The following is a 25,444-nucleotide window of genomic DNA, read 5'->3' on the forward strand; positions in this document are numbered from 1 at the left end:
GTGTTCAGACGAGCTCGAGGCGGCGGCCGAGATCGGACACGAACACCCCGTGCGGGTCGATCCGGCGCCGGGTGGCGATCCATTCCTCGATCCGCGGGTACATCGCGTGGAAGGTCTCGGCCGTCGTGCGGGAGTCCTTCGCCGTGTACAGCCGCCCGCCGAAGGAGAGGATCCGCGCGTCCAGGCCGTGCAGGAACTCGTGGAGTCCGGCCTTGATCGGGAAGTCCACGCAGACGTTCCAGCCGGCCATCGGGTAGCTCAGCGGCGCGCGGTTTCCCGGCCCGAACAGCTTGAACACGTTCAGGAACGAGTAGTGCCCGGAGGCCTGGATGTCGGCGATGATCTTCGTGAACTCGTCCACGGCAGCGGGCGGCACCACGAACTGGTACTGCAGGAACCCGTGCGACCCGTACGCGCGGTTCCACTCCCCGAACATGTCCAGCGGATGGTAGAAGCCGGTGAGGCTCTGGATCTTTCCGGTGTAGGTGCCGCTCTTGGCGTACCAGAGGTTGCCGAGCAGGGTGAAGGTGTACTTGTTGGCCAGCCCGTTCGGGAACACGTCCGGCAGCTCGAACAGTGGCTTGGCGTTGAAGGCGAGCGGGTCGGCAGCGAGCTTCGGCGAGATCTGGCGAAGCTGGTCGAGCGTGGCGAGCGAACCGCGGGACAGGGCGGCGCGGCCCAGTTTCGGGGCCGGGCTGATCGCGTCGAACCAGGCACTGGAGTAGTCGTAGCGCGACTCCGAGCCGTCGGAATGAACGGCGATCGTCTCCTGCAGGGTCTTCGTGACCACGCCGTCGGCGATGAAGTAGGCCGTCTCGGTGCGGGTCATGTTGAGCACCACCCGCAGGATGATGCCGGTCAGGCCGACACCGCCGACGGTGGCCCAGAAGATGCTCGCGTCCGGGTCGTCGGGCGAGCCCTCCGGGGTGAGGCTGAGGACGCGCCCGTCGGCGACCAGCAACTGCAGGGACGCGACGTGGTTGCCGAAGGAGCCTGCGCTGTGGTGGTTCTTGCCGTGCACGTCGCAGCCGATGGCACCGCCGATCGTGACCTGCCGGGTGCCGGGCAGCACCGGGATCCACAGCCCGTACGGCAGCGCGGCGCGCATCAGGTCGTCAAGGCTCACGCCCGCGTCGACGTCGACCGTCGCCGAGGTCGGGTCGATCGAGTGGATCGTGGCCAGCGCCGTCATGTCGACGACGATCCCGCCGGCGTTCTGGGCGACGTCGCCGTACGAGCGACCCAGGCCGCGGGCGACGATGCCGCGCGTGAGGTGGGACGGGGAGTCGGCGTTGTGGTCGGCGACAGCTGCGACTGCGGACGCGATCACCTCCGGGTCAGAGGTGGACAGCACCTGCGCGGTGGTGGGGGCCGTGCGACCCCAGCCGGAGAGGCTGGCGGTGGCGGTGGGCAGGTCCGGAGTCTGGGTGGCGCTCATCGACGTTCAGCCTACTCTGCGGCCACCCGTCCCGCGGCCGGCGGCCGGCGTTACCATCTGCTGCAATGAGCGCGAACTCGACCCTGATGCGCGTCTGCGACGCCGCCCTGTTCGACCTCGACGGCGTCCTGACGCCGACCGCTGAGGTGCACATGCGGGCGTGGTCGCGGATGTTCAACGACTTCCTGCCCACCCGCGGCGACCGGAGGCCCTACACCGACGCCGACTACTTCGCCTTCGTCGACGGCAAGCCCCGCTACGACGGGGTGCGCGATCTCCTCGCCTCGCGCGGAATCGACCTGCCGCCGGGTGAGGCCACCGACCCGCCGGAGGCGGACACGGTGTGTGGTCTCGGCAACCGCAAGAACGAGGCGTTCGCTGCCGTGCTGGCCAGTGAGGGGGTGCGGCCCTACCCCGGCTCGGTGCAGTTGCTCGACTACCTCGCCGGCCACGGGGTCGCCGTCGCGGTGGTCTCGTCCTCGGCCAATGCCAGGGACGTGCTGGCGGCCGCCGGCCTCCGCGACCGGTTCGAGGTGGTCGTGGACGGGCTGCTGGCCAGGGCGGAGTCGATCGCGGGCAAGCCGGCGCCGGACACCTACCTGCGGGCAGCCGGGGCCCTCGGCGTGCCGCGGGAGCGGGCGGTCGTGTTCGAGGACGCCATCTCCGGGGTGCAGGCCGGGCGCGCCGGCGGCTTCGGCCTCGTCGTCGGCGTCGAACGCGGCGTCGGGCAGCACAGCCTGCTCGCCGAGGGTGCCGACCTCGTGGTCGCCGATCTGGCCGAGCTGCTTCCCTGAGCGGCGCCGCCGTCGGAGTCCCGGATCGCCGCTAGTCGGCGCTGTCCCAGAAGACGCGATCCATCACCTGCCGGGCGAGGCGGGCGCCGCGGCGGAAGTCCTCGGTGAACTGCGAGGAGTCGCCCTTGGCGTAACCGAGGATCTGGGCGACGGCGGAGAGCTCGCGCACGTCGGTCGGCAGGCTGTCGGTCGCGCGGCCGCGGAGCAGCATGATCGCGTTGCGGATCCGGCTGGCCAGCAACCACGCCGCACGCAACGCCTCGGCGTCCGCGTCGTCGAGGAGACCGGCGAGCACCGTCGCGTCCAGCGCCTCCAGGGTGCCGGTGGTGCGCAGCCGGCTGTCGCCGCCGGCGTGGTGGAGCTGCAGCAGCTGCACCACCCACTCCACGTCGGTCAGCCCGCCAGGGCCGAGCTTCACATGGCGTCCCGGGTCGGCGGCCCGCGGCAGCCGCTCCGCCTCCATCCGCGCCTTCAGCTTTCGGATCTCCTGCACCTGCGCGTGGCTGAGGCCGCCCTTGGGGTAGCGGACGCGGTCGATGTCGGCCAGCAGCGTCGCGCCCAGCTCCCAGTCGCCGGCGCCCGCGGACGCCCGCAGCAGCGCCTGCGCCTCCCACGTCGACGACCACCGCTGGTAGTAGGCGCGGTAGGAGGCCAGGCTGCGCACCATCGCGCCGCCCTTGCCCTCGGGCCGCAGGTCGATGTCGACCTCGAGCGCGGGGTCCGGGCCCGGCTTGGCCAGCAACGCGCGCAGCCGGCTCACCACCGTCGTCGCCGCAGACGTCGCGTCCGGATCCTCGCTGTCGGCCACCACGAACATCGCATCCGCGTCGGAGGCGTAGGACAGCTCGCACCCTCCCCACCGGCCCATGGCGATCACGGCGATCGGCGGCACCCGGACACCACGCGCCGCGACCTCGAGCGCGGCGTCGATCGTGGCGCCGGCCAGCTCGCTCAGGGCTCTGCCCAGGGTGGGGACGTCGAGGTCGCCCAGCAGGTCGGCCATCGCCAGCCGCAACAGCTCCCTGCGCCTGGTCGCGCGGACAGCACCGATCGCGCCGTCCGGCGACTCGTGTCGGCGGGACGCGGTGAGCATCTCGGCGAGGATCTCCGCACCCGGCCGCGGGCGCAGGCCCTCGGGATCGCCGAGCAGGGCGGCGTTCTGCGGCGCACGCATCAGCAGGTCCACCGCGTAGCGCGACGAGGCGAGGATCCTGGCCAGGTGCTCGGCCATCACGTCGCCGTCGCGGAGCGCGCGCAGGTACCACGGTGTCGTACCGAGCTCCTCCGACACCTGGCGGAAGGCCAGCAGGCCGTGGTCGGGGTTGGGGCCCGCAGCGAACCAGGTGAGCATCGCAGGCAGCAGCTGCCGCTGGATCTCCGCCTGCCGGGTCATGCCGTGGCTGAGCGCCTCGATGTGCCGCAGCGCCGCCTTCGGGTCCCCGTAGCCGAGCGCCCGCAGGCGCACCTGCGCGGCTTCCGGCGTCAGCCCCACCTGGGAGGAGGGGATCCGCGCGACCGTCTCCAGCAGCGGGGAGTAGAACAGCCGCTGGTGCAGGGTGAGGACGCGGCGCGCGGTCGAGCGCCACAGGTGCATCAGCTCCTTCGGCTCGGGCAGGCCGATCGCCCGGGCCAGCCAGCGCTGGTTGGCCTCGTCGTCGGGCATCAGGTGGGTGCGGCGCAGCCGGTAGAGCTGGATCCGGTGCTCGAGGAGCCGCTGCAACTGATAGGCGGTGGCGAGGTCGTACCCGTCCGCTCTTCCGACGTAGCCGTGGTCGACGAGCGCGGACAGGGCGTCGAAGGTGCCGCGCAGCCGCAGCCGTTCGTCGGATCGTCCGTGGACGAGCTGGAGCAGCTGGACGCTGAACTCCACGTCCCGCAGCCCGCCCGCCCCGAGCTTGATCTCGGTGTTGGCCTCGCGCGCGGGCAGCAGCGAGATCACCCGCCGGCGCATCGCCTGCACCTCGCCGACGAACTGGTCGTTGTCGGCGACCCGCCAGACCATCGGCCACACCATGTCGACGAAAGCACCGGCCAGGGCGAGGTCGCCGGCCATCGGCCGCGCCTTCAGCATCGCCTGGAACTCCCAGTTCTTGGCCCACTTCTCGTAGTACGCGCGATGCGAGGCCAGCGTCCGGACCAGCGGGCCCGCCTTCCCCTCCGGACGCAATGCCGCGTCGATCTGCCAGATCGTGCCCGCACCGGTGTGCGCGGAGCAGACCCGGGTCAGCGCGCTGGCGAGCCGGGTGGCCACGGCGACCGCCGTCCCCGAGTCGCAGACCGGCTCGCCGGCCTCGTCGAGCGCGGGCTCGGCGAGATAGAGCACGTCCACGTCGCTGACGTAGTTGAGCTCCCGCGCGCCGGTCTTGCCCAGGGCGACGATCCCGATCCGGCACTTCTCCCAGCCGGGCACCTCTCCCCTGGCGAGGGCCAGGGCCGCCTCCACCGTGCCGTCGGCCAGATCGGCGAGCTCGCCGGCGATGTCCTGCAGCGCCAGCAGCGGATCCGGGGCGGTGAGGTCCCTGGCCGCGATCCTCAGCAGCGCCCTGCGGTAGGCGCGACGCAGATCGTCCGAGCGGGATCTCTCCGCGACCGGGACAGGGCTGGCCGGGTCCGCGCCGACGGCGAGGAGCAGCTCGGCGCGCAGCGCCTCGGGCGGGCGCCGCTCCACGCTGCCCATCACGGCGGTCACATCGTCGGCGTGGGTGCCCAGGTGCTGGTTCAGCGCGACGCTCGCCCCGAGGACCGCGATCAGCCGGCGCGCGAACGCCGCGTCCGCCCCCAACTCGGCGAACAGGGCCGGACGGGCCGCGACGAGGCGGTTGAAGCCGGCCAGGGCGAGGTCGGGGTCGGCAGTGCCCGGCAGCTCCGCCAGGGCCAGCTCGATCTGCTCCCGCGTGCCGTGCTGCTCCCAGGCCTCGACCATCGCCGCGGCGGCCACGGCGTCGGCGAAACCGAGCCGGGCGAGTCGCGCGGACGGGCTCTCGATGCGGCTCACGAGGGCGATGCTAGCGTCTGGAGCGTGGCGAGAACCCCGACGCAGGCCCAGGTCGACGAGCTTCGCCATGCCGTCCGCGCCCTCGGCGGCGAGCCTTCGGCTGAACTCCCCCGGGCCACTCTCGCCGCCGCGTCCCGGACGGTCTGCGGGCTGCTCGGTGCGCGTTTCCCCGGCGGGTCGGTCGAACTGCGGGTGCCGCCGTTCGCGGCGGTCCAGCTCGGCATCGGCGAGCGGGGGCGGCACACCCGCGGCACCCCGCCCAACGTCGTCCAGACCGACGCGATCACGCTCCTGCTGCTCGCCTCGGGGAGCCTGGCCTGGGCCGAGGCGGTGTCGACCCACCAGGTGCGCGCGTCCGGGATCCACAGCGACCTGACCGAGCTGTGGCCGCTGCCCGAACTGCGCTGATCCGCCGGGCCCGAGACCCGCACAGCTGAACCACAGGTTGGCACAGGAACGCCCACAGGTCGGCCTCATAGCGTCGTCATCGTGGTAAAGCGCCCAGAGGAGATTCACAACCTATGACAACCGATGAAGCCGGTTTCCCGGCGGACCCGCCGGATGCGCCCAAGAAGCGGCGCCGCATGACGTGGAAGAAGTGGCTGGCCGTCGGCGTGGCGGCCGTGGTCGTGCTCGGCGGAGTCGGGGTGGGGACGTTCCTGTTGCTGCGGCAGTCGCACAGCAACACCGCACGGTCCTTCAGCCAGGACGTCACCGTCACGAAGGCCGACCAGACGCTGACCGTGAGCCTGGACGGGACGCTGAGCCCCAGCAAGCAGTCCGACGTCAACTTCAGCGTCGCCGGCACCGTGACCAAGGTGTACGTGAAGGCCGGTGACACGGTGAAGAAGGGCCAGAAGCTGGCCCGGATCGACGACACCAGCCTGCAGAACGCGCTCGACCTGGCCGAGGCCAACCTGACCAGCGCGAAGGCCAATCTCACCGAGGTCGAGGACAACGACGGCAGCAGCGCGGCGATCACGTCGGCGAAGGCGCAGGTCACCTCTGCGGCGGCCGCGGTCACCAGCGCCGAGGACGACCTGTCCGACGCCGTGCTCCGGGCCACCATCGCCGGCACCGTCGCGAGCGTCGACCTCACCGTCGGCGACACCGTGAGCGCCGGCTCCAGCTCGTCCTCCAGCTCGAGCAGCTCGAGTTCCAGTTCGACATCGTCCAGCAGTTCCAGCTCGGCGCAGGTCACGATCATCGCCACCTCCCGATGGAAGGTCGAAGGCACCATCGGCGCGTCCGACCTGGCCAGCGTGAAGGCCGGCCAGAAGGTGTCCGTCACCACCGATGCCACCACCGACGAGCTCACCGGCACGGTGACCTCCGTCGGCATCGTCGCCACCTCCACCAGCGACGACGGCACCGCCACCTTCCCGGTGGTGATCAGCCTCAGCGGCACGCACACCGACCTGTTCTCCGGCACCACCGCGACCGCGGTGATCACCACCGGCAGTTACGACGACGTGCTCACCGTCCCGACCGCCGCCATCAAGACCGAGGACGGCAACACCGTCGTGACCAAGGTCGACGGCACCACGACCAGCACGGTCGAGGTCAAGGTCGGCAAGGTCTTCGGAAGCTACACCGAGGTCACCAGCGGGGTGAGCGAGGGCGACACCGTGCGCATCTCCTTCACCGCACCGACGTCGACCTCGACCTCGTCCAGCAGCAACCAGGGCGGCTTCACCGGTGGCGGTCTCGGCGGTGGCTTCGGCGGCGGCGGACTCACCGGTGGCGGCGGCGCCCCGCCCGGTGGCGGCACGGGCGGTCGGTGACCGGGATGAGCATGCTGTACATGAACGGAGTCCGGAAGACCTACTCCACGGGTGTGGTCGAGGTCGAGGCGCTCCGCGGGATCGATCTGGCCATCGAGGCGGGTGAGTACCTGGCGATCATGGGCCCCTCCGGCTCCGGCAAGTCCACGCTGATGCACATCATCGGCTGCCTGGACGTGCCGACCGCGGGCACCTACGAACTCGACGGCACCGACGTGAGCAAGATGAGCGAGAAGCAGCTGGCCGAGATCCGCAACCGCAAGATCGGTTTCGTGTTCCAGCAGTTCAACCTGCTGCCGGCCCTGACCGCGCTGCGGAACGTCGAGCTGCCGCTGGTGTACGCCGGGGTTCCGGCGCCCGAACGCAGGGAACGCGCACTGGCGGCGCTGGCGAGGGTTGGCCTGGCCCAGCGCGTCCAGCACCGCCCCGGCGAACTCTCCGGCGGTCAGCAGCAGCGCGTGTCCGTGGCCAGGGCGCTGGTCACCGACCCGGCCCTGATCCTCGCCGACGAGCCGACCGGCGCGCTCGACTCCCGGTCCACCAGCGAGATCCTGGAGCTGTTCGAGGAACTCAACGACTCGGGCCGCACGATCGTGGTGATCACCCACGAGCCGGACGTCGGCGAGCGGGCCAAGCACCTGGTGCACATCTACGACGGGCTCCTCCGCGAGTCCGTCCCGGTCGAGGCAGCGGGAGCACGGCGATGATGGGCTGGACCGAGACGCTGAAGACCGCCATCTCGGCGCTGAACGCGCGCCGGATGCGGTCGGCGCTGACCATGCTGGGCATCCTGATCGGTATCGCGGCGGTCATGCTGACCGTCGGCCTGGGCCAGGGCGCCTCCCAGCAGATCACCGACAAGATCAACTCGCTCGGCTCGAACCTGCTGGTGGTCTCGCCGTCCTCCTCGTCCTCGGGCGGCTTCCGGGGTGGTGGCAGCACGGTGTCCACGCTGACCATGCAGGACGCCGAGATGCTCGCCGACCCGTCGGTCGCACCGGACGTGCTGGCGGTGGCGCCCACCTCGTCCACGAACGGTTCGCTGCAGTCATCGGAGACGACCTGGACCTCGACCGTGGTCGGCACCGTGCCGGACTGGCTGACGGTCAGGGCCCGGGAGGTGGAGACCGGCCGGTTCTTCACCCAGGACGAGGTCGACTCCTCGGCCAACGTCGCAGTGATCGGCTCGGAGACGGCCAGCGAGCTGTTCAGCACGGGTTCCGCCGTGGGCCAGTCGATCAGCGTCAACGGCGAGTCGTTCACGATCATCGGCGTCCTGACCTCCGAAGGCAGTTCCGGGACGTCGAACGAGGACGACACCGTCCTGGTGCCGATCACCACATTCGCCTCGCGCCTGTCCACCTCGAGCAGCGCGAACAGCGTCTCCTCGATCTACCTCTCCGGCAAGGACGCGGACAGCCTGTCGGCGGCCTACCAGCAGGTGAAGACGGCGCTGCTGGCCTCGCACCAGGTGACCTCCGACGACGCCGACTTCACGGTCGCGTCCCAGGCATCGCTGGTCGAGACGGCCACCTCGGTGACCGGCATCCTGACCGTGCTGCTGGGTGGCGTGGCGGGGATCTCCCTGCTCGTCGGCGGCATCGGCGTGATGAACATCATGCTGGTGAGCGTGAGCGAGCGGGTCAGGGAGATCGGCCTGCGCAAGGCCCTCGGAGCGACCCCGGGGGTGATCCGGCGCCAGTTCCTGGTGGAGGCGGGCATCCTCGGCATTCTCGGCGGGCTGGTCGGCGTGGGGCTCGGCTTCGCCGGAGCGGCGATCCTGACCCCGATCCTGAGCATGACGGTGCTCATCTCCATCCCGGCGACGCTGCTCGCCCTGGTGGTCTCGCTGGGCATCGGCCTCGTGGCCGGCGTCTATCCGGCCACTCGCGCGGCCAAGCTCGCCCCGATCGACGCACTGAGGAGTGAATGATGAAGGTCAACAAGCGGCTCAGGGGCGTCCTCGGCGCCGGCGCGGCCCTCGCCCTGGTGGCGGGGGTCGGGATCGGTGTCGCGCAGACGTCCACCGCGGCGAGCGCGCGGTTCGTCACCACGACAGCGGGGACGGGCGACGTCACGCAGACCTACACCGCCACCGGCACCGTGACGCGGAAGAACACCTCCGAGGCGTCCTTCTCGGTCAGCGGCACGGTGAAGAAGGTCTCTGTCTCCGTCGGCGACGAGGTGGAGGCGGGCGACACCCTCGCCACGCTGAACAAGGGCGAGCTCCGGCTCGCCGTGCTGAACGCGACCACCACCCTCGCCCAGGCCGAGGCCTCGCTGTACTCGGCCCGGCACCCGTCCAGTTCCTCCTCCTCGAGCAGCAGCAAGAGCTCCGCGAGCTCCCGTTCTGCGTCGAAGAGCGCCGGCGGGGCGACCGCGGCCAGCATCGTGATCGATCCGACCCTGCTCCTCGAGGCGACCTCACGGGTCAACCTGGCCGTGCTCGACGAGTCGGACAAGTGCGACGCGATCTTCGCCTCGATCCTTCCGGCAGCCGACGACGGCGGGGACGACAGCGGCGCGACCAGCACCGCGACGGCCACGCCTTCCGCCTCGGCGAGCGCGACCAGCACGCCGACCCCGACCAGTTCCGGCGAGTCATCCTCCGGTGACGACGGGTCGGGGGACGTGGCCACGGCCACGGCGACCGCCTCGGCGTCCCCGCTGGCCAAGACGCTGGACAGCGACGACTTCACCGACGACCAGTTGCAGGCCTGTGCCGACGCTCGCGCCGAGGTGATCCTCGCCAACACCAACCTCCAGACGGTGGTCACCCAGCTCACCTCCACGACCGGCACCGGTTCGACCGGCTCGGGCTCGGGCTCGGGCTCCAAGAAGAGCGGCTCGTCCAGCTCGACGACCACGGTCAGCAAGTCCGCGGTCGCGAAGGCGAAGGCGACCGTGCTCTCCGCCCAGCAGGACCTCGCCTCGGCGCAGCAGGACCTCGCCGACGCGACGCTGGTCGCCCCGATCTCCGGGACCGTCGGCCTGGTCGGCCTGACCGCGGGCGACAGCTCGTCCGGTTCGGTCACGATCGTCGGCTCCGGCAGCGCCGTGGTGACCTTCGAGCTCCCGCTCACAACCAGGGAGCAGGTCAAGGTCGGCCAGTCCGTCACCGTGACCCCGGCCGGCTCGTCCAAGGAGCTGACCGGCAGGATCACCGCGATCTCGTCGGTCGAGACCAGCGGCACCAGCGGTGACTCCCCGACGTACACCACGACCGTCTCGGTCGGCGACGCCTCCGGGCTGCTGGCCAGCGGCGCGAAGGCGTCGGTGACGATCCCGGTCAACGCGGCCACCGGCGTGGTCCGGGTGCCGGCCTCCGCGGTGACCCCGACCGGCACCGGGACGGCGACCGTCCAGGTGGTCGACAACGCCAACGCCACGACGGCCTCGACCGTCGAGGTGAAGACCGGAGCGGTCGGCGGCGGCTGGGTACAGGTCACGTCCGGGCTGGACGCCGGCACCATCGTGGTGCTGGCCGACAACACCGCCGAGATCCCGTCGAACACGACGAATCAGCGATCCAGCGGTTCGTCCAGCCGGTCGGTGGCCTCGGCGTCCGCCGTGGCCACCGCGGCCCCGACGGCCGCGAGCAGCGGTGCGGCCGGCGGTGCCCCGACCGCGACAGCGAGTTCCTCGACTCGCTGAGGACCACGCGGCGCCGCCGCCCGGGAGCCCGGGTGGCGGCGCTGTCGTGTTCACCGGGACGGGGTGGGCGGTGGAAGGCGGCGAGAGCGCCGCGGGCCCGCCGGCACGTCCTCCCTCCGGATGATGCCGACGGACCCGCTCACCGACGCGGACCGCGCCCGTCCCCGAACGGGCGTCCGCGATCCGGGACCCCTGTGCCCGGTTCGGTGGTACCACCATTCAACCGCGTGGTGTCGACAATATTGGGCATCCGGACAGACCCGTACACCCCGAGTGGTCCGCCCCGATCGTGGGGGCGCGTCGCGTCAGAGCGTGGGCAGGGACTTGGTGAGCTCCCACTCCGAGACCTGGCTGCGGTAGGAGTCGTACTCGGACTTCTTGTTGCGCAGGAAGAAGTCGAACACGTGCTCGCCGAGGGTGTCGGCGACCAGCTGGGAGTTCTCCATCAGGTCGATCGCGTTGCCGAGGCTGCGCGGCAGCGGCGAGATGCCCAGCGCCTGCCGCTGGCGGTCGGTCAGCGACCACACGTCGTCCTCCGCGCCCTCCGGCAGTTCGTACTCGTTCTCGATGCCCGCCAGGCCGGCCGCCAGCACCATCGCGTAGGCGAGGTAGGGGTTGGCCGCGGAGTCGATCGAACGCAACTCCACCCGGGCGGACGCCCCCTTGTTCGGCTTGTACATCGGTACCCGCACGAGCGCTGAGCGGTTGTTCTGGCCCCAGCAGATGTAGCTCGGCGCCTCCGCGCCGGAGATCAGGCGCTTGTAGGAGTTCACCCACGGGTTGGTGACCGCGGTGATCTCGCCGGCGTGCCTGAGCAGGCCGGCGATGAACTGCCGCCCGGTCTTCGACAGGTGGTACTCGGCGGTGGCGTCGTAGAAGGCGTTGTTATCGCCCTCGAACAGCGAGACGTGGGTGTGCATGCCGGAGCCCGGGTGGTCGCTCAGCGGCTTGGGCATGAAGGACGCGAACATGTTCTGCATCACCGCGACCTCCTTGATCACCACCCGGAAGGTCATGATGTTGTCGGCCATGGTGAGCGCGTCGGCGTAGCGCAGGTCGATCTCCTGCTGACCGGGGCCGCCCTCGTGGTGGCTGAACTCGACCGAGATCCCCATCTGCTCGAGCAGCGTGATCGCCTGGCGACGGAAGTCGGCGCCGGGACTGGTCGTGGTGTGGTCGAAGTAGCCGGACTGGTCGGCAGGGGTCGGCGGCTGGCCGGGGACGATCGGCTGCTTGAACAGGTAGAACTCGATCTCGGGGTGCGTGTAGTAGGTGAACCCCATGTCGGAGGCCTTCTTCAGGGTCCGCTTCAGCACGTAGCGCGGGTCGGCGAAGGACGGTGAGCCGTCCGGGAGCCGGATGTCGCAGAACATCCGGGCCGTTCCCTGCGTCTGGCCGCGCCAGGGCAGCAGCTGGAAGGTGGAGGGGTCGGGGTGTGCCACCATGTCGGACTCGTACACGCGAGCGAAGCCCTGAATGGCCGAGCCGTCGAAACCGATCCCCTCGCTGAAGGCGCCTTCGAGTTCGGCGGGAGCGATCGCGACGGACTTCAGGAAGCCCAGGACGTCGGTGAACCAGAGCCGGACGAAGCGGACGTCCCGCTCCTCCATGGTGCGGAGCACGAACTCGGTCTGCTTATCCATGCGGCCAAGTCTGCCGCCGGAAGTGTTTCAGTCTGGTTACATCGTGATGTCGGACGCGCTGGGTACGGTGAGACACATGGCTGCGACTTTCACTGCGATCGGGATCACGGTGGCCGACATGGCCGCATCCCTGGAGTTCTACCGCCTGCTCGGCCTGTCCTTCGCCCCGGAGGATGACGCGGAGGGCCACGTCGAGTGGGAGGGCCCCGGTGGCGTCCGGGTCATGTTCGACACGGTCTCCGTGGTGCACAGCTTCGACCCGGGCTGGGAGCCCCCGGTGGGCGGACCGGCGATGAGCCTCGCCTTCGAGTGCGCCACGCCCGCGGAGGTGGACGCGACCGTCGCCGAGATCGCCCAGGCCGGGTTCACCGTCCACCGCGAGCCGTGGGACGCCTTCTGGGGCCAGCGCTATGCGACCGTCCTCGATCCCGACGGCAACCGCGTGGATCTCTTCGCCTGGGCCTGACCCCGGCTCAACCGGCTAACGGGTTGCGATCGGCCCTGTCCTCCCGGTCCTGGGCGCTCTCGTCCGCGTCGTCGTTGAAGCGCGGGTCGTTCTCCCAATCCTCGTTGCGCTCCTGTGCCCTCGCCAGCGCGTTCGCAGCGTCCGCGGCGGTCGCGTACGGTCCGAGCCTGGTCGCGCTCCGGCATCCCTCGTAGGGCTCCACCGCGTGGTGGTCGAGGCAGTAGTACCACTCACCCTGCGCCATGGCCCCTGCCTCCGATCCTCTGGTGTGAGCCCACTATGATCCCGGGCGTGACCGCGATCAAGCCCTACCCGACCTCGCCGATGCGCCCGGTCCCCGCGCACATCGCGCGTCCGGCGTACGTCGGCCACCCGCGCCCGGAGCGCTACGACGGCCCCCACGTGCAGACGCCGGACGTGATCGAGCGGATGCGGGTGGCGGGCCGGATCGCGGCCCAGGCCATGCACGCGGGCGCGGCCGTCGTCGCCCCCGGCGTCACCACCGACGAGATCGACGAGGTGGTGCACGACTTCATCGTCGCGCACGACGCCTACCCGTCCACGCTCGGCTACCGGGCTTTCCCGAAGGCGTGCTGCACCTCGGTCAACGAGGTGATCTGCCACGGCATCCCCGACGCCCGCCCGCTCGAGGACGGCGACATCGTCAAGATCGACGTGACCGCCTTCCACGACGGCGTGCACGGCGACAACTGTGCGACCTTCGCCTGCGGCGAGGTGGACGAGGCGTCCCGGCTGCTCACCGAGCGCACCGAGGAGGCGATGAACCGGGCGATCCGCGCAGTCCGGCCCGGCCGGCAGATCAACGTGGTCGGGCGCGTGATCGAGTCCTACGCCCGCCGCTTCGGCTACGGCGTGGTCCGCGACTACACCGGCCACGGCGTTCATACCGCCTTTCACTCCGGGCTCGTGGTTCCGCACTACGACGAGCCCCTGCTGGACACCGTGATGGAGGTCGGGATGACCTTCACGATCGAGCCGATGCTGGCCATCGGCAGCCAGCAGTCCCACGTCTGGGACGATGGCTGGACGGTCGTGACCGACGACCGCAGCAGGGTCGCGCAGTTCGAACAGACGCTCGTGGTGACCCCGGACGGCGCGGAGATCCTCACCGTCCCCTGAGCGGGGCGGCCGGGCCGGACGCCACCCGGCCGGCGGGCGGAAATCGACGCCTGTCGACCGCCACCGAATGTCCCGTGAACCCGCCGGGCGGCATTCTGCGTTTCCTGCGCAGGAGGGATAGCGTTGCCGCAGCCGCCCAGCTCCACTCCCCCTTTGAAGTTCCACCGGAGCCGGCGGTCAGGCCCCGCCAGGCCACCAACCCCCCGGTCTACCTGGTGGGGCCGCCCGAACCCCTCAGGCCAGGCAGCCCAGGGTCTTCCGGGCGGCCCTGTCGGAGGCGTGCGGCCGGATCGGGAACGCCACCACCGCGGCGCCTGAGCGCGCGCTCGGGGCGTTGGTGACGAACAGTGCTGTCGGTGCGACGTCGTCGCTGGTGTAGCCGAGGCTGTTCGGGTTCACGCTGGTCTCCACCGCGACCGTCCACCAGGCACCATTTGCGTGCACCATCCGCCCGCGCGGATAGGTGATGGCGCCGCCCACCCCGCCGACCGCCTGCAGGCGGTCCAGCAGGCTCGTGGTCACGGAGTGGCAGCCGGCTCCCTTCGCGAGCCGGCCCGTGTAACTGTCCGGCGAGCCGGGGTCGGGACGCGGCCTGGGCACCGGCAGCTTCTTCACGCACGCGAGCGCTTTCCTCGCCGCCCGGTCCCCGGCGGCCGAGGCCAGCTGCCAGGCGAACGGTTCGTGGTCGGGGTCGTCGGCGTAGGTCGGGTAGCTGGTGACGAAGAACGCGTAGGGCTCCACGGAGCCGGCGCCCCCGGTGGCCCTCGTCGCGACGGCAGCCGTCCACCAGCCCGCGTTCGACCGGACCAGGACCCCGACCGGGTAGGTGACCGAGCCACCGACGCCGCCGATGTCCTCCAGGGCCGCGAGTTGCCGCTTCGTCGCCTGCGCGCAGGTCGCGCCCGCGGCCAGTTCCCCCGTGTAGGGGTGCAGCGCCCGGTCGTCCAGCTCGGACGGGGTCGGCACCGGTGTGGTGGCGACCGGCGCCACCGACGGGGCTCGGTGGACCGGTTCGTTCCACAGCCACTGCAGGCCGCAGCCCGACAGCAGGACCGCCGCGAGGACGGCCCCCACCGCGCGGACGGGTGCGCTCACCCCGCCAGCGTAGGCCCGGCCGCCACGCGGCACCTCCGGACGGCCGGGTCTCGTACACCCTGCCCGCGCCGGTGCGTGTGAGAATGCGTCATGACCACCGTCACGATCGACACCCGGACGCTCACGCAGCACCCCGCGTGGCTGAAGGTGAAGCAGGCCGCCACCGCGCTGGCATCGCTCCAGTCCCCCCACGGCGCCATCGACGACGCCGCCTACCATGCCGACGCCCGAGCACACGTCGCCGAGCTCACCGAGGGGATCGGCGAGCTGGCTCCGTTGTTCCCGCACGACGCGGCCTACCTCGACGCCACGATCCGGGACCTCCAGCGCTGGCGCGACGGCTACTTCAAGGAACCCGACTTCTACGACTCCCTGGTCCTGTTCCACCCCGAGCGGACGCGGGTCGACGGCCTCGTCCATCTGGTCGTCTTTCCCATGTACACCCAGAACGGGTCCCGGGACCGGCACGTCGAGGCCCTCCTGATCCAGGTGGTCTGGCCCGACTTCGTCGCGGAGTTGGAGGCCGGCGCGTACTCCAACGCCGCCTTCGTCCCGATCCAGTTCCTCGACTTCACCGCCGGCTACGACACCAACTCCGCCGTGCTGTTCCCCGAGACCGTCGCGATGCGGGAGGTCCCTCCGTTCACCTGGGGCGGCATCTTCTGCGACCGCGAGGCGGCCCGGTTCCGCCGTGTCCTCCGCGCGGCCGTGGAGGTGACCAAGCTGGACCTGCCCGAGCTCGCGGCCGAGCTTCTGGAGGACCAGCGGCTCACCCAGGAGACGTTCGTGATGTGGGACCTGATCCACGACCGGACCCACATGCGGGGCGACCTGCCGTTCGATCCGTTCATGATCAAGCAGCGGATGCCGTTCTTCCTGTACTCGCTGGAGGAACTGCGCTGCGACCTGACCGCGTTCCGCGAGGCCGTCCGGATCGAGCGGGAACTCGCGGCCCTGCCGCAGCGGACACCCGAACAGGACCAGCTCGCCAGGCACGCCGGGCTCGTGCAGTACGCGGTGATCTTCGACCGGATCTTCCGGTTCGCCGTCACCGGGACGCGGGTGCGCAACTACGACGGTCTGGGCGGCCAGCTGCTGTTCGCATGGCTGCACCGCAAGCACGTCCTGCACTGGACGGACACCCGGCTCACCTTCGACTGGGACGAGGTCCCCGACTGCGTGAACGCGCTCGGGCAGGAGATCGAGCAGCTGTACTGGCTCTCCATCGACCGGCCCAAGGTGTCGCACTGGCTGGCCGCGTATGAGCTGGTCAGCGGGGTCGTCGAACCGCATCCCGCCTCGGTGTGGAAGAGCGGCGACCTGCCGTTGAAGGGCATGCCCAAGGAACTGACCGATCTGGTGATGGACGACGAGTTCCCGCTGTCGATGTTCTACGAGGCGTTCGAGAAGAAGATGCGGGACGTGGTCGCGTCCACCTCGGGGATCACCGGCGCCGACGCCTGAGCGGCGCCGGCGGCGGGTGCCACAATCGTCGCGTGCAGATCCACGACACCGCAGCGCGCGGCTTCGCGTCCGACAACTACTCCGGCGTCCACCCCGAGGTGCTGGCCGCGATCGGCGAGGCGAACCTCGGCCACCAGTCCTCCTACGGCAACGACGACTACACCCGGCGGCTGCAGGAGGTCGTCCGGGAGCACTTCGGGGAGGCCGCGCAGGCCTGGCCGGTGTTCAACGGGACCGGCGCGAACGTGATCGGGCTGCAGTCGGTGCTTCCGCGTTGGGGAGCCGTGGTGTGTGCACGGACCGCGCACATCAACGTGGACGAGGGGGGTGCTCCCGAGCGGGTCGGCGGCGTCAAGCTGTACGCCGTCCCCACCCCGGACGGCAAGCTCACCCCCGACCTGGTCGACACCGAGGCGTGGGGGTTCGGCGACGAGCACAGGGCCCAGCCGCTGGCGCTGTCGATCACGCAGTCGACCGAGCTGGGCACGCTCTACACCGCAGCCGAGATCGCGGCGCTGGCGGACCATGCGCACGCACTCGGGATGGCCGTGCACCTGGACGGCGCCCGGCTGTCGAACGCTGCTGCCAGCCTCGGGCTGCCGCTGCGGGCGTTCACCAGCGACGTGGGCGTGGACGTCCTCACCCTCGGTGGTACCAAGAACGGCGCGCTCGGCGCGGAGGCGGTCGTGGTGCTGAACCCCGAGGTCGTCCACGGGCTGGTCTACGCGCGCAAGTTCACCATGCAGCTCGCCAGCAAGATGCGGTTCACCTCCGCCCAGCTGGTGGCCCTCTACGAGGCAGACCTGTGGCTGCGCAGCGCGACCCACGCCAACGCCATGGCGAGCCGGCTCCGCGCCGCCCTGGAGGAGGTGCCGGGGATCACGTTCACCCAGCCCACCCAGGCCAACGGCGTGTTCGCCCGGCTGCCCGACGGGGTGGCCGACGCGGTCCGGCAGCGGTTCTTCTTCTACGACTGGGACGCCTCGGTCAACGAGGTCCGCTGGATGTGCTCCTTCGACACCACCGCCGAGGACGTCGACACCTTCGCCGGCCTCGTCCGTGAGGCCGTCGCATCACGACTCACCTGACGAGACCCTCCAGCGCCCGCAGGTCGGCCTCGATCCGGGGCAGATCACCCGGGAGGCAGTCGAGAAGATGCTGGACGGTGCGGGCGAGATCGTCCAGGGCGTCCAGGTAGTCCGCCACGCTCCGGTCCAGGGCCTCCTGCGCGCGGGCCAGGACCTGATAGCCGACCCGGACCAGGTTCTTCTCGACCTGCCAGGGGACCATCCCCCGGAAGTGCCGGTGGACGGCCGGTCGTGCCAGGACCATCGGAATCGCCCAGGACAGGAGCTCGAGGTGGCTGTCGAACACGGGGTTGAGGGTGACGTCGACCGGGTTCGGGGCGGGCGCGGGAAGGGGCGGTGCGGGAAGCTCCAGGTCGGTGGACGTGGCGTCGCGGACGAGGCCGCCGAGCCGTTGCGCGAAGGCCTCGCCGAGGTGCCGGATCGGGACCCCACCCTGCGCCAGGATCGGCGAGCACTGCGCTCTGGCCGTCTCGGACAACGTGGTCGCGACGGGCAGCAGCGACGCCGCGAGCCATCGCTGGAAGTCGCGCGTCTCGCTGGCCAGGCTTCCGCGCCAGCAGGACTGTTCCCCGGCCAGACCGGTGAGGAGTTGGGCGACGGCCCCGGGGAGAGTCCGCTTCACCAGGGCGTCCACGCTCGCCGCCGCCCGCTGGCGCACCGGGAGCAGCTGGGCGCGGGCCGAACGCCGCAGGGCAGGGAGGCGCTGCGCCTCGTCGCGCAGCGCGCTGCGGAGCGACTCAACGGCCTGCGCCTGCGCGGAGGCGGCGGCCCTGGCCAGCTCGAGGTACGCACAGGTGTCGTTGGCCAGCCGCCCGACCCGGTGCTCGGCGAGCTGGTCGACCTGCGCCGCGTGCGCACTGTCGAGCTGCTGCAGCTGGGCGCGCAGGCGCGCTCTCTGGGTCCGGTGTCGTGGCGCTCGCGACACCGCGATCAGCGGCGGTACGCAGGCGCACTGCCGTCCGAGCTGGTCCCGGACGTGCGCCATGACGTCCTCCTCGTCGCGCACGTCGAGCAGGTCCATCCTGGTCAGCACCACCAGCAGCGTCGGGGTGTGCCGCTGGATCTCCCCGACCAGCTGCAGGTCCTCGGCCGCGAGCGGTTCGGTCGCACTGATCGCAACCACGGCGGCACCGACGCGCGGAAGCCAGTCGAGGCTCGTCCGGGTGTTGTGATGCCAGGAGCTGCCCGTCCCCGGGGTGTCGACGAGGACCAGGTGCGGCAGGTCGGCGAGCGCGGGCGAGGTGATCTCCACGGCCTCGACGCCCCTGCGGTTGTCCGGGTTCCCTGCCTCGGTCACCCAGTCCGCGAGCTCCTCGGGACGGATCGCCCTCTCCCCGCCGTGCGCCAACTGGACCGTCAGGCTGCGCCCCGGTCCATAGCGCAGGCGGGTGATCACCGCGGTGGCGGGAATCGCCCGGACCGGCAGGAGGTCCTCGCCGAGGAGCTGGTTGAGCAGGGTGGATTTCCCCGCCTTGAACCGACCCAGCACCGCGACGGCGAGTTCGCCGTGGGCGACCTGGGAGGTGGCGGTGCGACAGCGATGCTCGATCTCACCCAACTGGTAGCGGCCGGCGACCTCGAGGATGGCGTCGAGGGCGGCGCGATGATCGAGCCGGCTGCTGGTCCGGCTGACCGGCGCACTGGGAAAGGGCATGGAGCCGCCTGACCTCTCGTCCGCAGGGACCGTCAGCCGTTCCAGCACTCAAAGGCGAGCCCCATCGCCTGCGTTTCAGGATAGTCCGCCGCCGCGCCGGTGCGATGGATCCGGCGATGGACTCGGCTATAGTCGCGGTCGGGCGGTGGGGCTCGCCCTGGAGCAGAAAACCGTCGCGTCAGCGACCAACGGTCCCTACCTTGTGTGCAGCCGGGCTGGACACGGAGGTGGGGATTTCTCTCACTTTCCCCCCAGCCTTCACGGCCAGCCCGGTTGCACACTCCCTCCGATTCCACCGTGGAGTCGCGACGTGAGAGGAGCACGGACATGACTGTGACAATCGCCCGGGTGCAGGCACTGGAGGTGCTGGACTCCCGCGGGCGCCCGACACTGACCGTGACCGTCGGGCTGGCCGACGGCACGATCGCCGAGGCCGGGGTCCCCTCGGGCGCCTCCACCGGATCGCGCGAGGCGGTGGAACTGCGTGACGGTGACCCGGCGCGGTTCGCCGGCGCCGGCGTGACGCGGGCGGTCGCACACGTGAACGGCGAGATCAACGAGCTCCTCACCGCCGGGTCGTGGGACGGCCTCGCCGCCGTCGACCAGGCCATGTGTGACCTCGACGGCACACCGAACAAGGCCCGGCTCGGCGCCAACGCGATCATCGGCACGTCGATGGCCCTCGCCCGCGCCCTGGCCGCCTCGGCCGGCACTCCGCTCTACGAGTGGCTGCCCGGCTTCGGCCAGCCCGCCCGGCTGCCCGTCCCGTGCTTCAACGTGCTCAACGGGGGCGCCCACGCGCCCAACCCGCTCGACTTCCAGGAGTTCATGGTCTGTCCGCTGGGCGCGCCGTCGATGGCCGAGGCCGTCCGCGCCGGCGCCGAGGTGTACCAGGCGCTGAAGAAGCGCCTGGCGGCCGGCGGACACTCGACCGGCCTCGGTGACGAGGGCGGCTTCGCGCCCAACCTCGCCGAGCCCGAGGAGGTCCTCGAGCTGATCGTCGCCGCCATCACCGATGCCGGCTACCCGACCGGCAGCCAGGGCGTCGGCATCGCGCTCGACCCTGCGGCGTCCGAGTTCTGGACGGCGGAGGGCTACCGCGTCAACGGACGCCTGTTCTCCAGCGCGGAGATGATCGCCCGCTACGCCGAGATGATCGACCGCTTCGGAATCTGGAGCATCGAGGACGGCCTCGGCGAGCAGGACTCCGAAGGCTGGAAGCGGCTCACCGCGGAACTCGGCGGGCGCATCCAGCTGGTCGGCGACGACAACTTCTGCACCAACCCCGCGATCATCGCCGCGGCGATCGACGACGGCATCGCCAACGCGGCCCTGATCAAGGTGAACCAGATCGGAACGGTGACCGAGACCCTCGAGGCGATGCGGATCTGCCACGACGCCGGCTACGGACAGATGGTCTCCCACCGGTCCGGCGAGACCCCGGACACGTTCATCGCCGACCTCGCCGTCGCCACCGGGTGCGGTCAGCTCAAGACCGGCGCACCTGCCCGCGGCGAGCGCATCGCCAAGTACAACCGGCTCATCCAGATCGCCGCCCAGCGCCCCGACCTGCCCTACGGCCTGAACCGCTGAGACCCGGGCGGATCTGCGCGGCTCACGCGCAGATCCGCACCGCTGGTGAGCCGCGCAGTGGGCCCGGGCCCGTGGTCGGCGGTTCGGTCGCGGTCCCGGACCCGAAGACCTGCCGGTAGATGTCCAGGGCATGGCTGGCCGAGGTCGCGGCGCCGGGCAGCAGCCGGTGAGTCCGGGTGCCGTCGGCGCGGCGTTCGGCGACCAGGAAGGTGACCCTGGGCCGCTCGGCGTAGTGCCGGGCGAGCCGGTGGAAATGCGTGACCAGCAGCACCCGGAGCCCGCGGTCGAGGAGGGCGTCGATGACCTCGACGGCGAGGTAGCTGCCCTCGACCTCATCGGTCGAAGCGAATGACTCGTTCATCAGCAGCAGATCACCGGGACGGCACCGGTCGACGATACGGCTCATCCGGACCAGTTCCTCCTCCAGCTTTCCGCTGGCCAGGTCATCGTCCTCGGCACGCCGGAAGTGGGTGTGGACAGCGGGGGCGATCGCCGCCCGATAGGCGGTGGCCGGGACGAACACCCCTGCCTGGAAGAGCAGTTGGGCACAGCCGACGCTGCGCAGGAAGGTCGTCTTGCCGCCCTGGTTCGCCCCGATCACGACGGCGAGGTCCAGGCACGGTCCGGGCAGATCGCTCGGGACCGGCGCCGTCCCGGTCCGAATCGCATGGCTCAGGCAGGACAGGCCCGTCGCCGTCATCGCATCGGGCGGGCTCTCCGGCACCGGCCAGCACATCGGCACCCCCAGCTGGGCGAGGCGGTCGTGCAGCTGCAGGCAGCCCACGTAGAACCCGCTCTCCCCCTGCAGCTGCCGGAAGAAGCCGACGACGTGGTCGCACGCCCGGGCGAGGGTGGCGGCGACATCGTGGATGGCGTCCCCGCGCAGGTCCTCGAGGGCTCGGGCGCCTGCCTCGTCCCGTTCGGCGATGGTGAAGCGGAACCGGCCGGGCCCGGAGACCCCGAGCGTCTGCCACCACCGGCGCCGGCCCTCACCGGGCGCGAGCAGCTCGAGTTCGGCGAGCATCCCCGACGCATCCAGACGGGCCCGGGTGACCACGCCCTGCGGGAACTCCAGCTGCGCGAGCAGTGTCGACAGCTGGTCCAGGTAGGAGTCGGGGAGCTCGGCGACCAGACGCGCGTACAACTGGCCCAGACCGTCCGAGCCGACGCTGCCGACTCGGCGGCGGGCGAAGGCGACGAGTTCGCGCAGCAGCGGCAGCAGCGCCCGGAGACCGTGGACCGACCGGGACAGCAGGGAGTCGGCGGTCCGCCCTCCGTACATCCAGATCGAGTGCTGGCTCTCCGGTGCGCGGCCGGCCAGCGCGAACAGCGCCCGCATCCCGTCCTGGTCGGCCAGGACGTCGGCGAGCACGCGCTGTCGCCAGCCGATCTGGGCCGGATCGACCAGCGGGTTCAGCAGGACCGCGGGGCAGATCCCCTCGAGGGTGCGTCCGGGCAGCATCACGGCCAGCACGGGCTCGAGGTCGAGATCGGCGATCAGGTCATCGGCACCGTCGATCGGGGCGGCGAGGTCGGCGTTCCGGTCGGGGAACAGCAGATGCACCTTCATGCGAGCCTCCCGGCGAGATCATCGGCGGACAGTCCGTGCCGGGCGGCGAGGGCCGCGGCGTGGGAGCGGCCCGCGGGTGGTTCGGCCCGGAAGCGGAAGGTGGGTCGGGTCGGGTCGTCGGGAGCCAGCTGCCCGACCAGGCTGGCGGCACCCTCCACCGAGGTCACGAGCTCCTCCAGGAAGGTCACCCACAGTGCCCGGCAGCCCAACTCGTCGAGCCGGATCAGCACGTGCCTGGACAGGTCGAGCGCGTCCTGGGCCGAGGTCGCCGAGAACAGCTCGTTCAGCACCAGCAGCGCCGAGGCGTCCGCTGCGTCCAGGATCCCCCGCAACCGCACCAGTTCGTCGGCCAGCCCACCACGCTGGTGCTCGGGATCGTCGGGCTGGGGGAAGTGGGTGAGCACAGGGTTGAGCAGCGGGAGGGTCGCGGATCGCGCGGGCACGGCGAGCCCGAGCGACGCCAGGTAGGCCAGCTGGCCGATCGTCCGGGCGTAGGTCGTCTTGCCGCCCTGGTTCGGACCCGTGACGAAGGCGATCCGCTCCCCCGCACCGAGGCAGAGGTCGTTGGGGACCAGTCGCGCGCCGCCGCTGTGGGTGCGCAGGGCGAGAGCGAGATCGGTCGTCCCGGCCAGCAGAAGTGGCGTGCCCGGGTTCTCGATGACACGGGGACGGCACCAGGCCACGCCCTCACCGCCGAGTTGGTCGGCCACCTTCTGAAAGCCGAGGAAGAACCGCAGTTCCTCGCCCAGCCGCGCCAGGTCGTCGGGCAGGAAGTCCTGGTGCGCGGCGGCGAAGGCGTGCAGCCGGCCGAAGACCGCCGGTCTGAGCTCGGCGACCAGGCCGATCGCCTGGGCCTCCACGTGGTTCAGGTACCGCCGGGGACGTGCCGGAACCCCGGTCGCGCTGGAGGCGGCGGAGTCGAAGCGGGCGAAGAAGGCCGCGATCTGCGCGGTCCACCCGGGCCGGCCGCTGTCCTCGTCCACCCAGACCGTGCCGGCCCGCATGCCCAGTTCGACGGTGCGCGCCCGCAGCTCCTCCAGCCGCGACGCGCACCCCTCGGACAGCGTCCGGAACTCCTCACCGCCGGTGTACGCCGCCAGGTGGGCCCGGACGGCGAGCAGCCCCTCCGAGGTGGGCCCGGACTCCGCCAGGGCGCCGCTGAACCGGGTCACGGCCTCGGTGAACTGCCGGATCGACTCCAGCAGGTTCAGTTCGGCGGGAATGGCGTCGTGGGCGCTGCGCCAGGCCAGGATCGCGTTCCGGGCCGCGGCGAGCGCGGCATCGATCGCCTCGGCGGCCGGGCGGATGTCCGCCCGGGCCAGGTCGGCGGCGACATCCTGCCGATAGCCGACCACGCCCGCATCCGTCAGCGGCTCGCGCCACACCTGACGCTGGAAGTCGCCGGGCGCGGCCGCAGAGATGACCTCGTCCAGATGCAGGTCGACGAGCGTCTGTGGCGCGACCGGCCGCGGCGGGCGCCCGGCGGGCCCGAGCAGGCGCGGACAACCCGGCCCGAGAGCTGTGCTCCCTGCCCGGACCGCGAGCCCGCCCGGAGCGGTGGTAGACCCGGCTGCACACATGACGGCTCCCTGGAGTTCCCGTAGGGACCGTCAGCGTTCGCGGTTGCGGCGAGCCCCATCGCCGTGACGTCGAGTCTACGCGGCGGGCCGTGGGTCTCTGCCTAGGGCGGTTGTTGGTTGGCGTCGTCCCCGGGGCGGTCTCGTGGGAGGCGTCGCGTGCCGCCGGGCCCGACTTGGTAGCGATGGCCCCACGGCGACGTCCACAAGAACACGCCAGGACGGGGTTGTTCGAGCTGCCAGCCGCAGTGGGTCTTGGCTCGGTGCGCCCGCCGCGACAGCGGGCCGAGGTTCGAAGGCCGGGTCTGCCCGGGCATGCCTCCGGTATAGGGGATGGTGTGGTCCAGGTCGCAGTGGCGGGCTTCCCGGGCCGACCAGGGAAACATCTCGTACCGGTCCCGGCCCCACACCTGTTCGCGCATCGGCTCGGGTATCTCGTAGGCGTCTACCGGCTGCTCGGCGCCACCCACCTGAACCACGGGGGTGAGCCTGATCTGGTGGTGCCCGACCAGGTGGGCGAGTTGGTCGACCATGACCGGGCCCACGCCCTCCACCCTCGCTGGGCCACCCTTGGTGAGCATGTCTGGGTTCAGGTGGATGTACACCTGGGCGGTCGGGGCATGCCGACGCCGACTGCGCTTCTGGTTCGTCGGGGCTTCCTGAAGACTGTTCTCGACCCCGTCCAACAACGCGAGGACACCTTCGGGATCGGCGAGCCGGCCGAGCGCTTTGGAACGGACCACCTCTGCCGGGTCGGTGTCACCATGCTCAATGAGTGTCCTGGTGACCAGCCCGAGCAGATGCTCGACCGCCTGGATGTCCCCGGCATCGGCCAAGGCACTCATCCAGCCCACCGCAGGATCATCGGCGGAAACCCCGCTGTGGACGTGCCGGCCCGAGCGAGCTCGCTCGGCCCGGGCAGCGACTTTGCCCGGCGCAACCTGGATGATCGAGGCCCGGAATCGGTTCACCACCCGTGGCCAGCCGACCACCCCGACACAGGCCGCGATCCGGGCATCAACCCGCAGGCACTCGTCGCGGTCCAGGTCGAAGCCCTCTGCGATCCCGGAGAGTTGCTGGGCCCGCCACAACGGCACCCGGCCCTCCAGCACCGCCGCCCACACTGCCGGGTGGCGGCTGTTCAGGTTCACCACGTCACGGATCAGCCAGATGGCCGCGGTCACCGACATCCCGGCCAGCGCCGCCACCTCCAGGGGCAACGCCTCATCCACCAAAGCCGTACCGTCCGCACCGAGCCGCACCGCCCGGCGCCCATTCAGGTCGAACCGGTCGGCTGGCGACCAACCCGCCTCCAGCGCCAGTTCCAGGATCGCCCTGGCCTTCACCACCTGCATCGCCGACTCCCCCACGAGCGCGGCCTCAAGCCGCTGTATCGCCGGCGCCCCCGGATCGATCCACGTGTGGTCCATGAGATCTATCCAAACATCCCGCACTGACACTTCATCCATCAATTCGACTGATATCCGAC

20 protein-coding genes and 1 riboswitch are annotated in these 25,444 nt (G+C 71.1%); of the genes, 11 read left to right on the forward strand and 9 right to left on the reverse strand.

Features of this window, described 5'->3' with window-relative positions:
- Nucleotides 1-4: 4 nt before the first annotated feature.
- The gene (locus QM633_RS02550; protein WP_415152153.1) at nt 5-1,438 is read right to left on the reverse strand and encodes an FAD-binding protein; all 1,434 of its coding nucleotides are present in this window, start codon (nt 1,436-1,438) and stop codon (nt 5-7) included.
- Between the two features lie 65 nt (nt 1,439-1,503).
- Between QM633_RS02550 and QM633_RS02555 the strand changes: the two genes are divergently transcribed.
- Entirely contained in the window at nt 1,504-2,232 is a 729-nt protein-coding gene (locus tag QM633_RS02555) for an HAD family hydrolase (RefSeq protein ID WP_415152154.1), read from the forward strand.
- Nucleotides 2,233-2,263: 31 nt separating this feature from the next.
- On the opposite strand, the gene QM633_RS02560 is transcribed toward QM633_RS02555, so the two are convergent.
- Nucleotides 2,264-5,227 carry a bifunctional [glutamine synthetase] adenylyltransferase/[glutamine synthetase]-adenylyl-L-tyrosine phosphorylase gene (locus tag QM633_RS02560; RefSeq protein WP_415152155.1) on the reverse strand — a complete coding sequence of 988 codons (2,964 nt, stop codon included), beginning with the start codon at nt 5,225-5,227 and terminating at the stop codon, nt 2,264-2,266.
- A 24-nt stretch (nt 5,228-5,251) separates the two neighbouring features.
- Here QM633_RS02560 and QM633_RS02565 point away from each other — a divergent pair, with 24 nt between their 5' ends.
- From QM633_RS02565 to QM633_RS02585, 5 genes are all read left to right on the forward strand, one after another.
- Nucleotides 5,252-5,635 carry a sterol carrier family protein gene (locus QM633_RS02565; protein ID WP_415152156.1) on the forward strand — a complete coding sequence of 128 codons (384 nt, stop codon included), beginning with the start codon at nt 5,252-5,254 and terminating at the stop codon, nt 5,633-5,635.
- A gap of 113 nt (nt 5,636-5,748) precedes the next feature.
- Entirely contained in the window at nt 5,749-7,011 is a 1,263-nt protein-coding gene (locus QM633_RS02570) for an efflux RND transporter periplasmic adaptor subunit (protein ID WP_415152157.1), read from the forward strand.
- 20 nt (nt 7,012-7,031) lie between these two features.
- Nucleotides 7,032-7,718, forward strand: a complete 687-nt coding sequence (locus QM633_RS02575) for an ABC transporter ATP-binding protein (RefSeq protein ID WP_415152158.1) — start codon at nt 7,032-7,034, stop codon at nt 7,716-7,718.
- Nucleotides 7,715-8,944, forward strand: a complete 1,230-nt coding sequence (locus tag QM633_RS02580; protein WP_415152159.1) for an ABC transporter permease — start codon at nt 7,715-7,717, stop codon at nt 8,942-8,944. Before QM633_RS02575 ends, QM633_RS02580 begins: the two co-directional genes overlap by 4 nt.
- The gene (locus tag QM633_RS02585) at nt 8,944-10,665 is read left to right on the forward strand and encodes a biotin/lipoyl-binding protein (RefSeq protein ID WP_415152160.1); all 1,722 of its coding nucleotides are present in this window, start codon (nt 8,944-8,946) and stop codon (nt 10,663-10,665) included. Before QM633_RS02580 ends, QM633_RS02585 begins: the two co-directional genes overlap by 1 nt.
- Nucleotides 10,666-10,970: 305 nt before the next feature.
- On the opposite strand, the gene QM633_RS02590 is transcribed toward QM633_RS02585, so the two are convergent.
- Complete coding sequence (locus tag QM633_RS02590; protein WP_415152161.1) at nt 10,971-12,308, reverse strand: glutamine synthetase family protein; 1,338 nt, start codon at nt 12,306-12,308, stop codon at nt 10,971-10,973.
- 76 nt (nt 12,309-12,384) lie between these two features.
- Between QM633_RS02590 and QM633_RS02595 the strand changes: the two genes are divergently transcribed.
- On the forward strand, nt 12,385-12,774 hold the full coding sequence (locus tag QM633_RS02595) for a VOC family protein (RefSeq protein WP_415152162.1): 390 nt from the start codon (nt 12,385-12,387) through the stop codon (nt 12,772-12,774).
- Between the two features lie 7 nt (nt 12,775-12,781).
- Here QM633_RS02595 and QM633_RS02600 read toward each other — a convergent pair whose 3' ends face one another.
- Nucleotides 12,782-13,018 (reverse strand): hypothetical protein, encoded by a 237-nt coding sequence (locus tag QM633_RS02600; RefSeq protein WP_415152163.1) that lies wholly within the window; start codon nt 13,016-13,018, stop codon nt 12,782-12,784.
- Between the two features lie 47 nt (nt 13,019-13,065).
- Between QM633_RS02600 and map the strand changes: the two genes are divergently transcribed.
- Nucleotides 13,066-13,914, forward strand: a complete 849-nt coding sequence (gene map, locus QM633_RS02605) for a type I methionyl aminopeptidase (protein WP_415152164.1) — start codon at nt 13,066-13,068, stop codon at nt 13,912-13,914.
- 234 nt (nt 13,915-14,148) lie between these two features.
- Here map and QM633_RS02610 read toward each other — a convergent pair whose 3' ends face one another.
- Nucleotides 14,149-15,009 carry a hypothetical protein gene (locus tag QM633_RS02610; protein WP_415152165.1) on the reverse strand — a complete coding sequence of 287 codons (861 nt, stop codon included), beginning with the start codon at nt 15,007-15,009 and terminating at the stop codon, nt 14,149-14,151.
- 90 nt (nt 15,010-15,099) lie between these two features.
- Between QM633_RS02610 and QM633_RS02615 the strand changes: the two genes are divergently transcribed.
- Both QM633_RS02615 and QM633_RS02620 read left to right on the forward strand, forming a co-directional pair.
- Complete coding sequence (locus QM633_RS02615; RefSeq protein ID WP_415152166.1) at nt 15,100-16,473, forward strand: DUF6421 family protein; 1,374 nt, start codon at nt 15,100-15,102, stop codon at nt 16,471-16,473.
- 32 nt (nt 16,474-16,505) lie between these two features.
- A complete protein-coding gene (locus QM633_RS02620) occupies nt 16,506-17,561 on the forward strand; it encodes a threonine aldolase family protein (RefSeq protein WP_415152167.1) in 1,056 nt (351 codons plus the stop codon).
- Here QM633_RS02620 and QM633_RS02625 read toward each other — a convergent pair.
- Nucleotides 17,554-19,215 (reverse strand): dynamin family protein, encoded by a 1,662-nt coding sequence (locus QM633_RS02625; RefSeq protein WP_415152168.1) that lies wholly within the window; start codon nt 19,213-19,215, stop codon nt 17,554-17,556. The two genes, QM633_RS02620 and QM633_RS02625, sit on opposite strands and share 8 nt — an antisense overlap.
- Before the next feature lie 327 nt (nt 19,216-19,542).
- On the opposite strand from QM633_RS02625, the gene eno reads away from it, so the two are divergent.
- The gene (gene eno, locus QM633_RS02630; RefSeq protein WP_415152169.1) at nt 19,543-20,808 is read left to right on the forward strand and encodes a phosphopyruvate hydratase; all 1,266 of its coding nucleotides are present in this window, start codon (nt 19,543-19,545) and stop codon (nt 20,806-20,808) included.
- A gap of 22 nt (nt 20,809-20,830) precedes the next feature.
- Here eno and QM633_RS02635 read toward each other — a convergent pair whose 3' ends face one another.
- The 3 genes from QM633_RS02635 to QM633_RS02645 all read right to left on the reverse strand — a co-directional run bounded on the left by QM633_RS02635 (nt 20,831) and on the right by QM633_RS02645 (nt 25,424).
- Nucleotides 20,831-22,378 (reverse strand): MutS-related protein, encoded by a 1,548-nt coding sequence (locus tag QM633_RS02635; protein ID WP_415152170.1) that lies wholly within the window; start codon nt 22,376-22,378, stop codon nt 20,831-20,833.
- On the reverse strand, nt 22,375-23,958 hold the full coding sequence (locus QM633_RS02640; RefSeq protein ID WP_415152171.1) for a MutS-related protein: 1,584 nt from the start codon (nt 23,956-23,958) through the stop codon (nt 22,375-22,377). The genes QM633_RS02635 and QM633_RS02640 overlap by 4 nt, the downstream gene beginning before the upstream one ends.
- A gap of 14 nt (nt 23,959-23,972) precedes the next feature.
- Nucleotides 23,973-24,030: riboswitch (Fluoride riboswitch) on the reverse strand.
- Between the two features lie 29 nt (nt 24,031-24,059).
- Nucleotides 24,060-25,424 carry a hypothetical protein gene (locus QM633_RS02645; RefSeq protein ID WP_415152172.1) on the reverse strand — a complete coding sequence of 455 codons (1,365 nt, stop codon included), beginning with the start codon at nt 25,422-25,424 and terminating at the stop codon, nt 24,060-24,062.
- Between the last annotated feature and the right edge of the window lie 20 nt (nt 25,425-25,444).

This window comes from Propionicimonas sp. (assembly GCF_047606205.1).
In the GTDB taxonomy this organism is placed as follows: Bacteria; Actinomycetota; Actinomycetes; order Propionibacteriales; family Propionibacteriaceae; genus Propionicimonas.

What these genes read in the sequence shown, in the direction of transcription:
- QM633_RS02570 (WP_415152157.1), top strand. Translation starts at nt 5,749, where the DNA reads ATGACAACCGATGAAGCCGGTTTCCCGGCGGACCCGCCGGATGCGCCC.
- QM633_RS02645 (WP_415152172.1), bottom strand. Translation starts at nt 25,424, where the DNA reads ATGGATGAAGTGTCAGTGCGGGATGTTTGGATAGATCTCATGGACCAC.
- QM633_RS02615 (WP_415152166.1), top strand. Translation starts at nt 15,100, where the DNA reads ATGACCACCGTCACGATCGACACCCGGACGCTCACGCAGCACCCCGCG.
- QM633_RS02635 (WP_415152170.1), bottom strand. Translation starts at nt 22,378, where the DNA reads ATGAAGGTGCATCTGCTGTTCCCCGACCGGAACGCCGACCTCGCCGCC.
- QM633_RS02625 (WP_415152168.1), bottom strand. Translation starts at nt 19,215, where the DNA reads ATGCCCTTTCCCAGTGCGCCGGTCAGCCGGACCAGCAGCCGGCTCGAT.
- QM633_RS02590 (WP_415152161.1), bottom strand. Translation starts at nt 12,308, where the DNA reads ATGGATAAGCAGACCGAGTTCGTGCTCCGCACCATGGAGGAGCGGGAC.
- QM633_RS02580 (WP_415152159.1), top strand. Translation starts at nt 7,715, where the DNA reads ATGATGGGCTGGACCGAGACGCTGAAGACCGCCATCTCGGCGCTGAAC.
- QM633_RS02640 (WP_415152171.1), bottom strand. Translation starts at nt 23,958, where the DNA reads ATGTGTGCAGCCGGGTCTACCACCGCTCCGGGCGGGCTCGCGGTCCGG.
- QM633_RS02550 (WP_415152153.1), bottom strand. Translation starts at nt 1,438, where the DNA reads ATGAGCGCCACCCAGACTCCGGACCTGCCCACCGCCACCGCCAGCCTC.
- QM633_RS02585 (WP_415152160.1), top strand. Translation starts at nt 8,944, where the DNA reads ATGAAGGTCAACAAGCGGCTCAGGGGCGTCCTCGGCGCCGGCGCGGCC.
- QM633_RS02555 (WP_415152154.1), top strand. Translation starts at nt 1,504, where the DNA reads ATGAGCGCGAACTCGACCCTGATGCGCGTCTGCGACGCCGCCCTGTTC.
- QM633_RS02600 (WP_415152163.1), bottom strand. Translation starts at nt 13,018, where the DNA reads ATGGCGCAGGGTGAGTGGTACTACTGCCTCGACCACCACGCGGTGGAG.
- eno (WP_415152169.1), top strand. Translation starts at nt 19,543, where the DNA reads ATGACTGTGACAATCGCCCGGGTGCAGGCACTGGAGGTGCTGGACTCC.
- QM633_RS02595 (WP_415152162.1), top strand. Translation starts at nt 12,385, where the DNA reads ATGGCTGCGACTTTCACTGCGATCGGGATCACGGTGGCCGACATGGCC.
- QM633_RS02575 (WP_415152158.1), top strand. Translation starts at nt 7,032, where the DNA reads ATGAACGGAGTCCGGAAGACCTACTCCACGGGTGTGGTCGAGGTCGAG.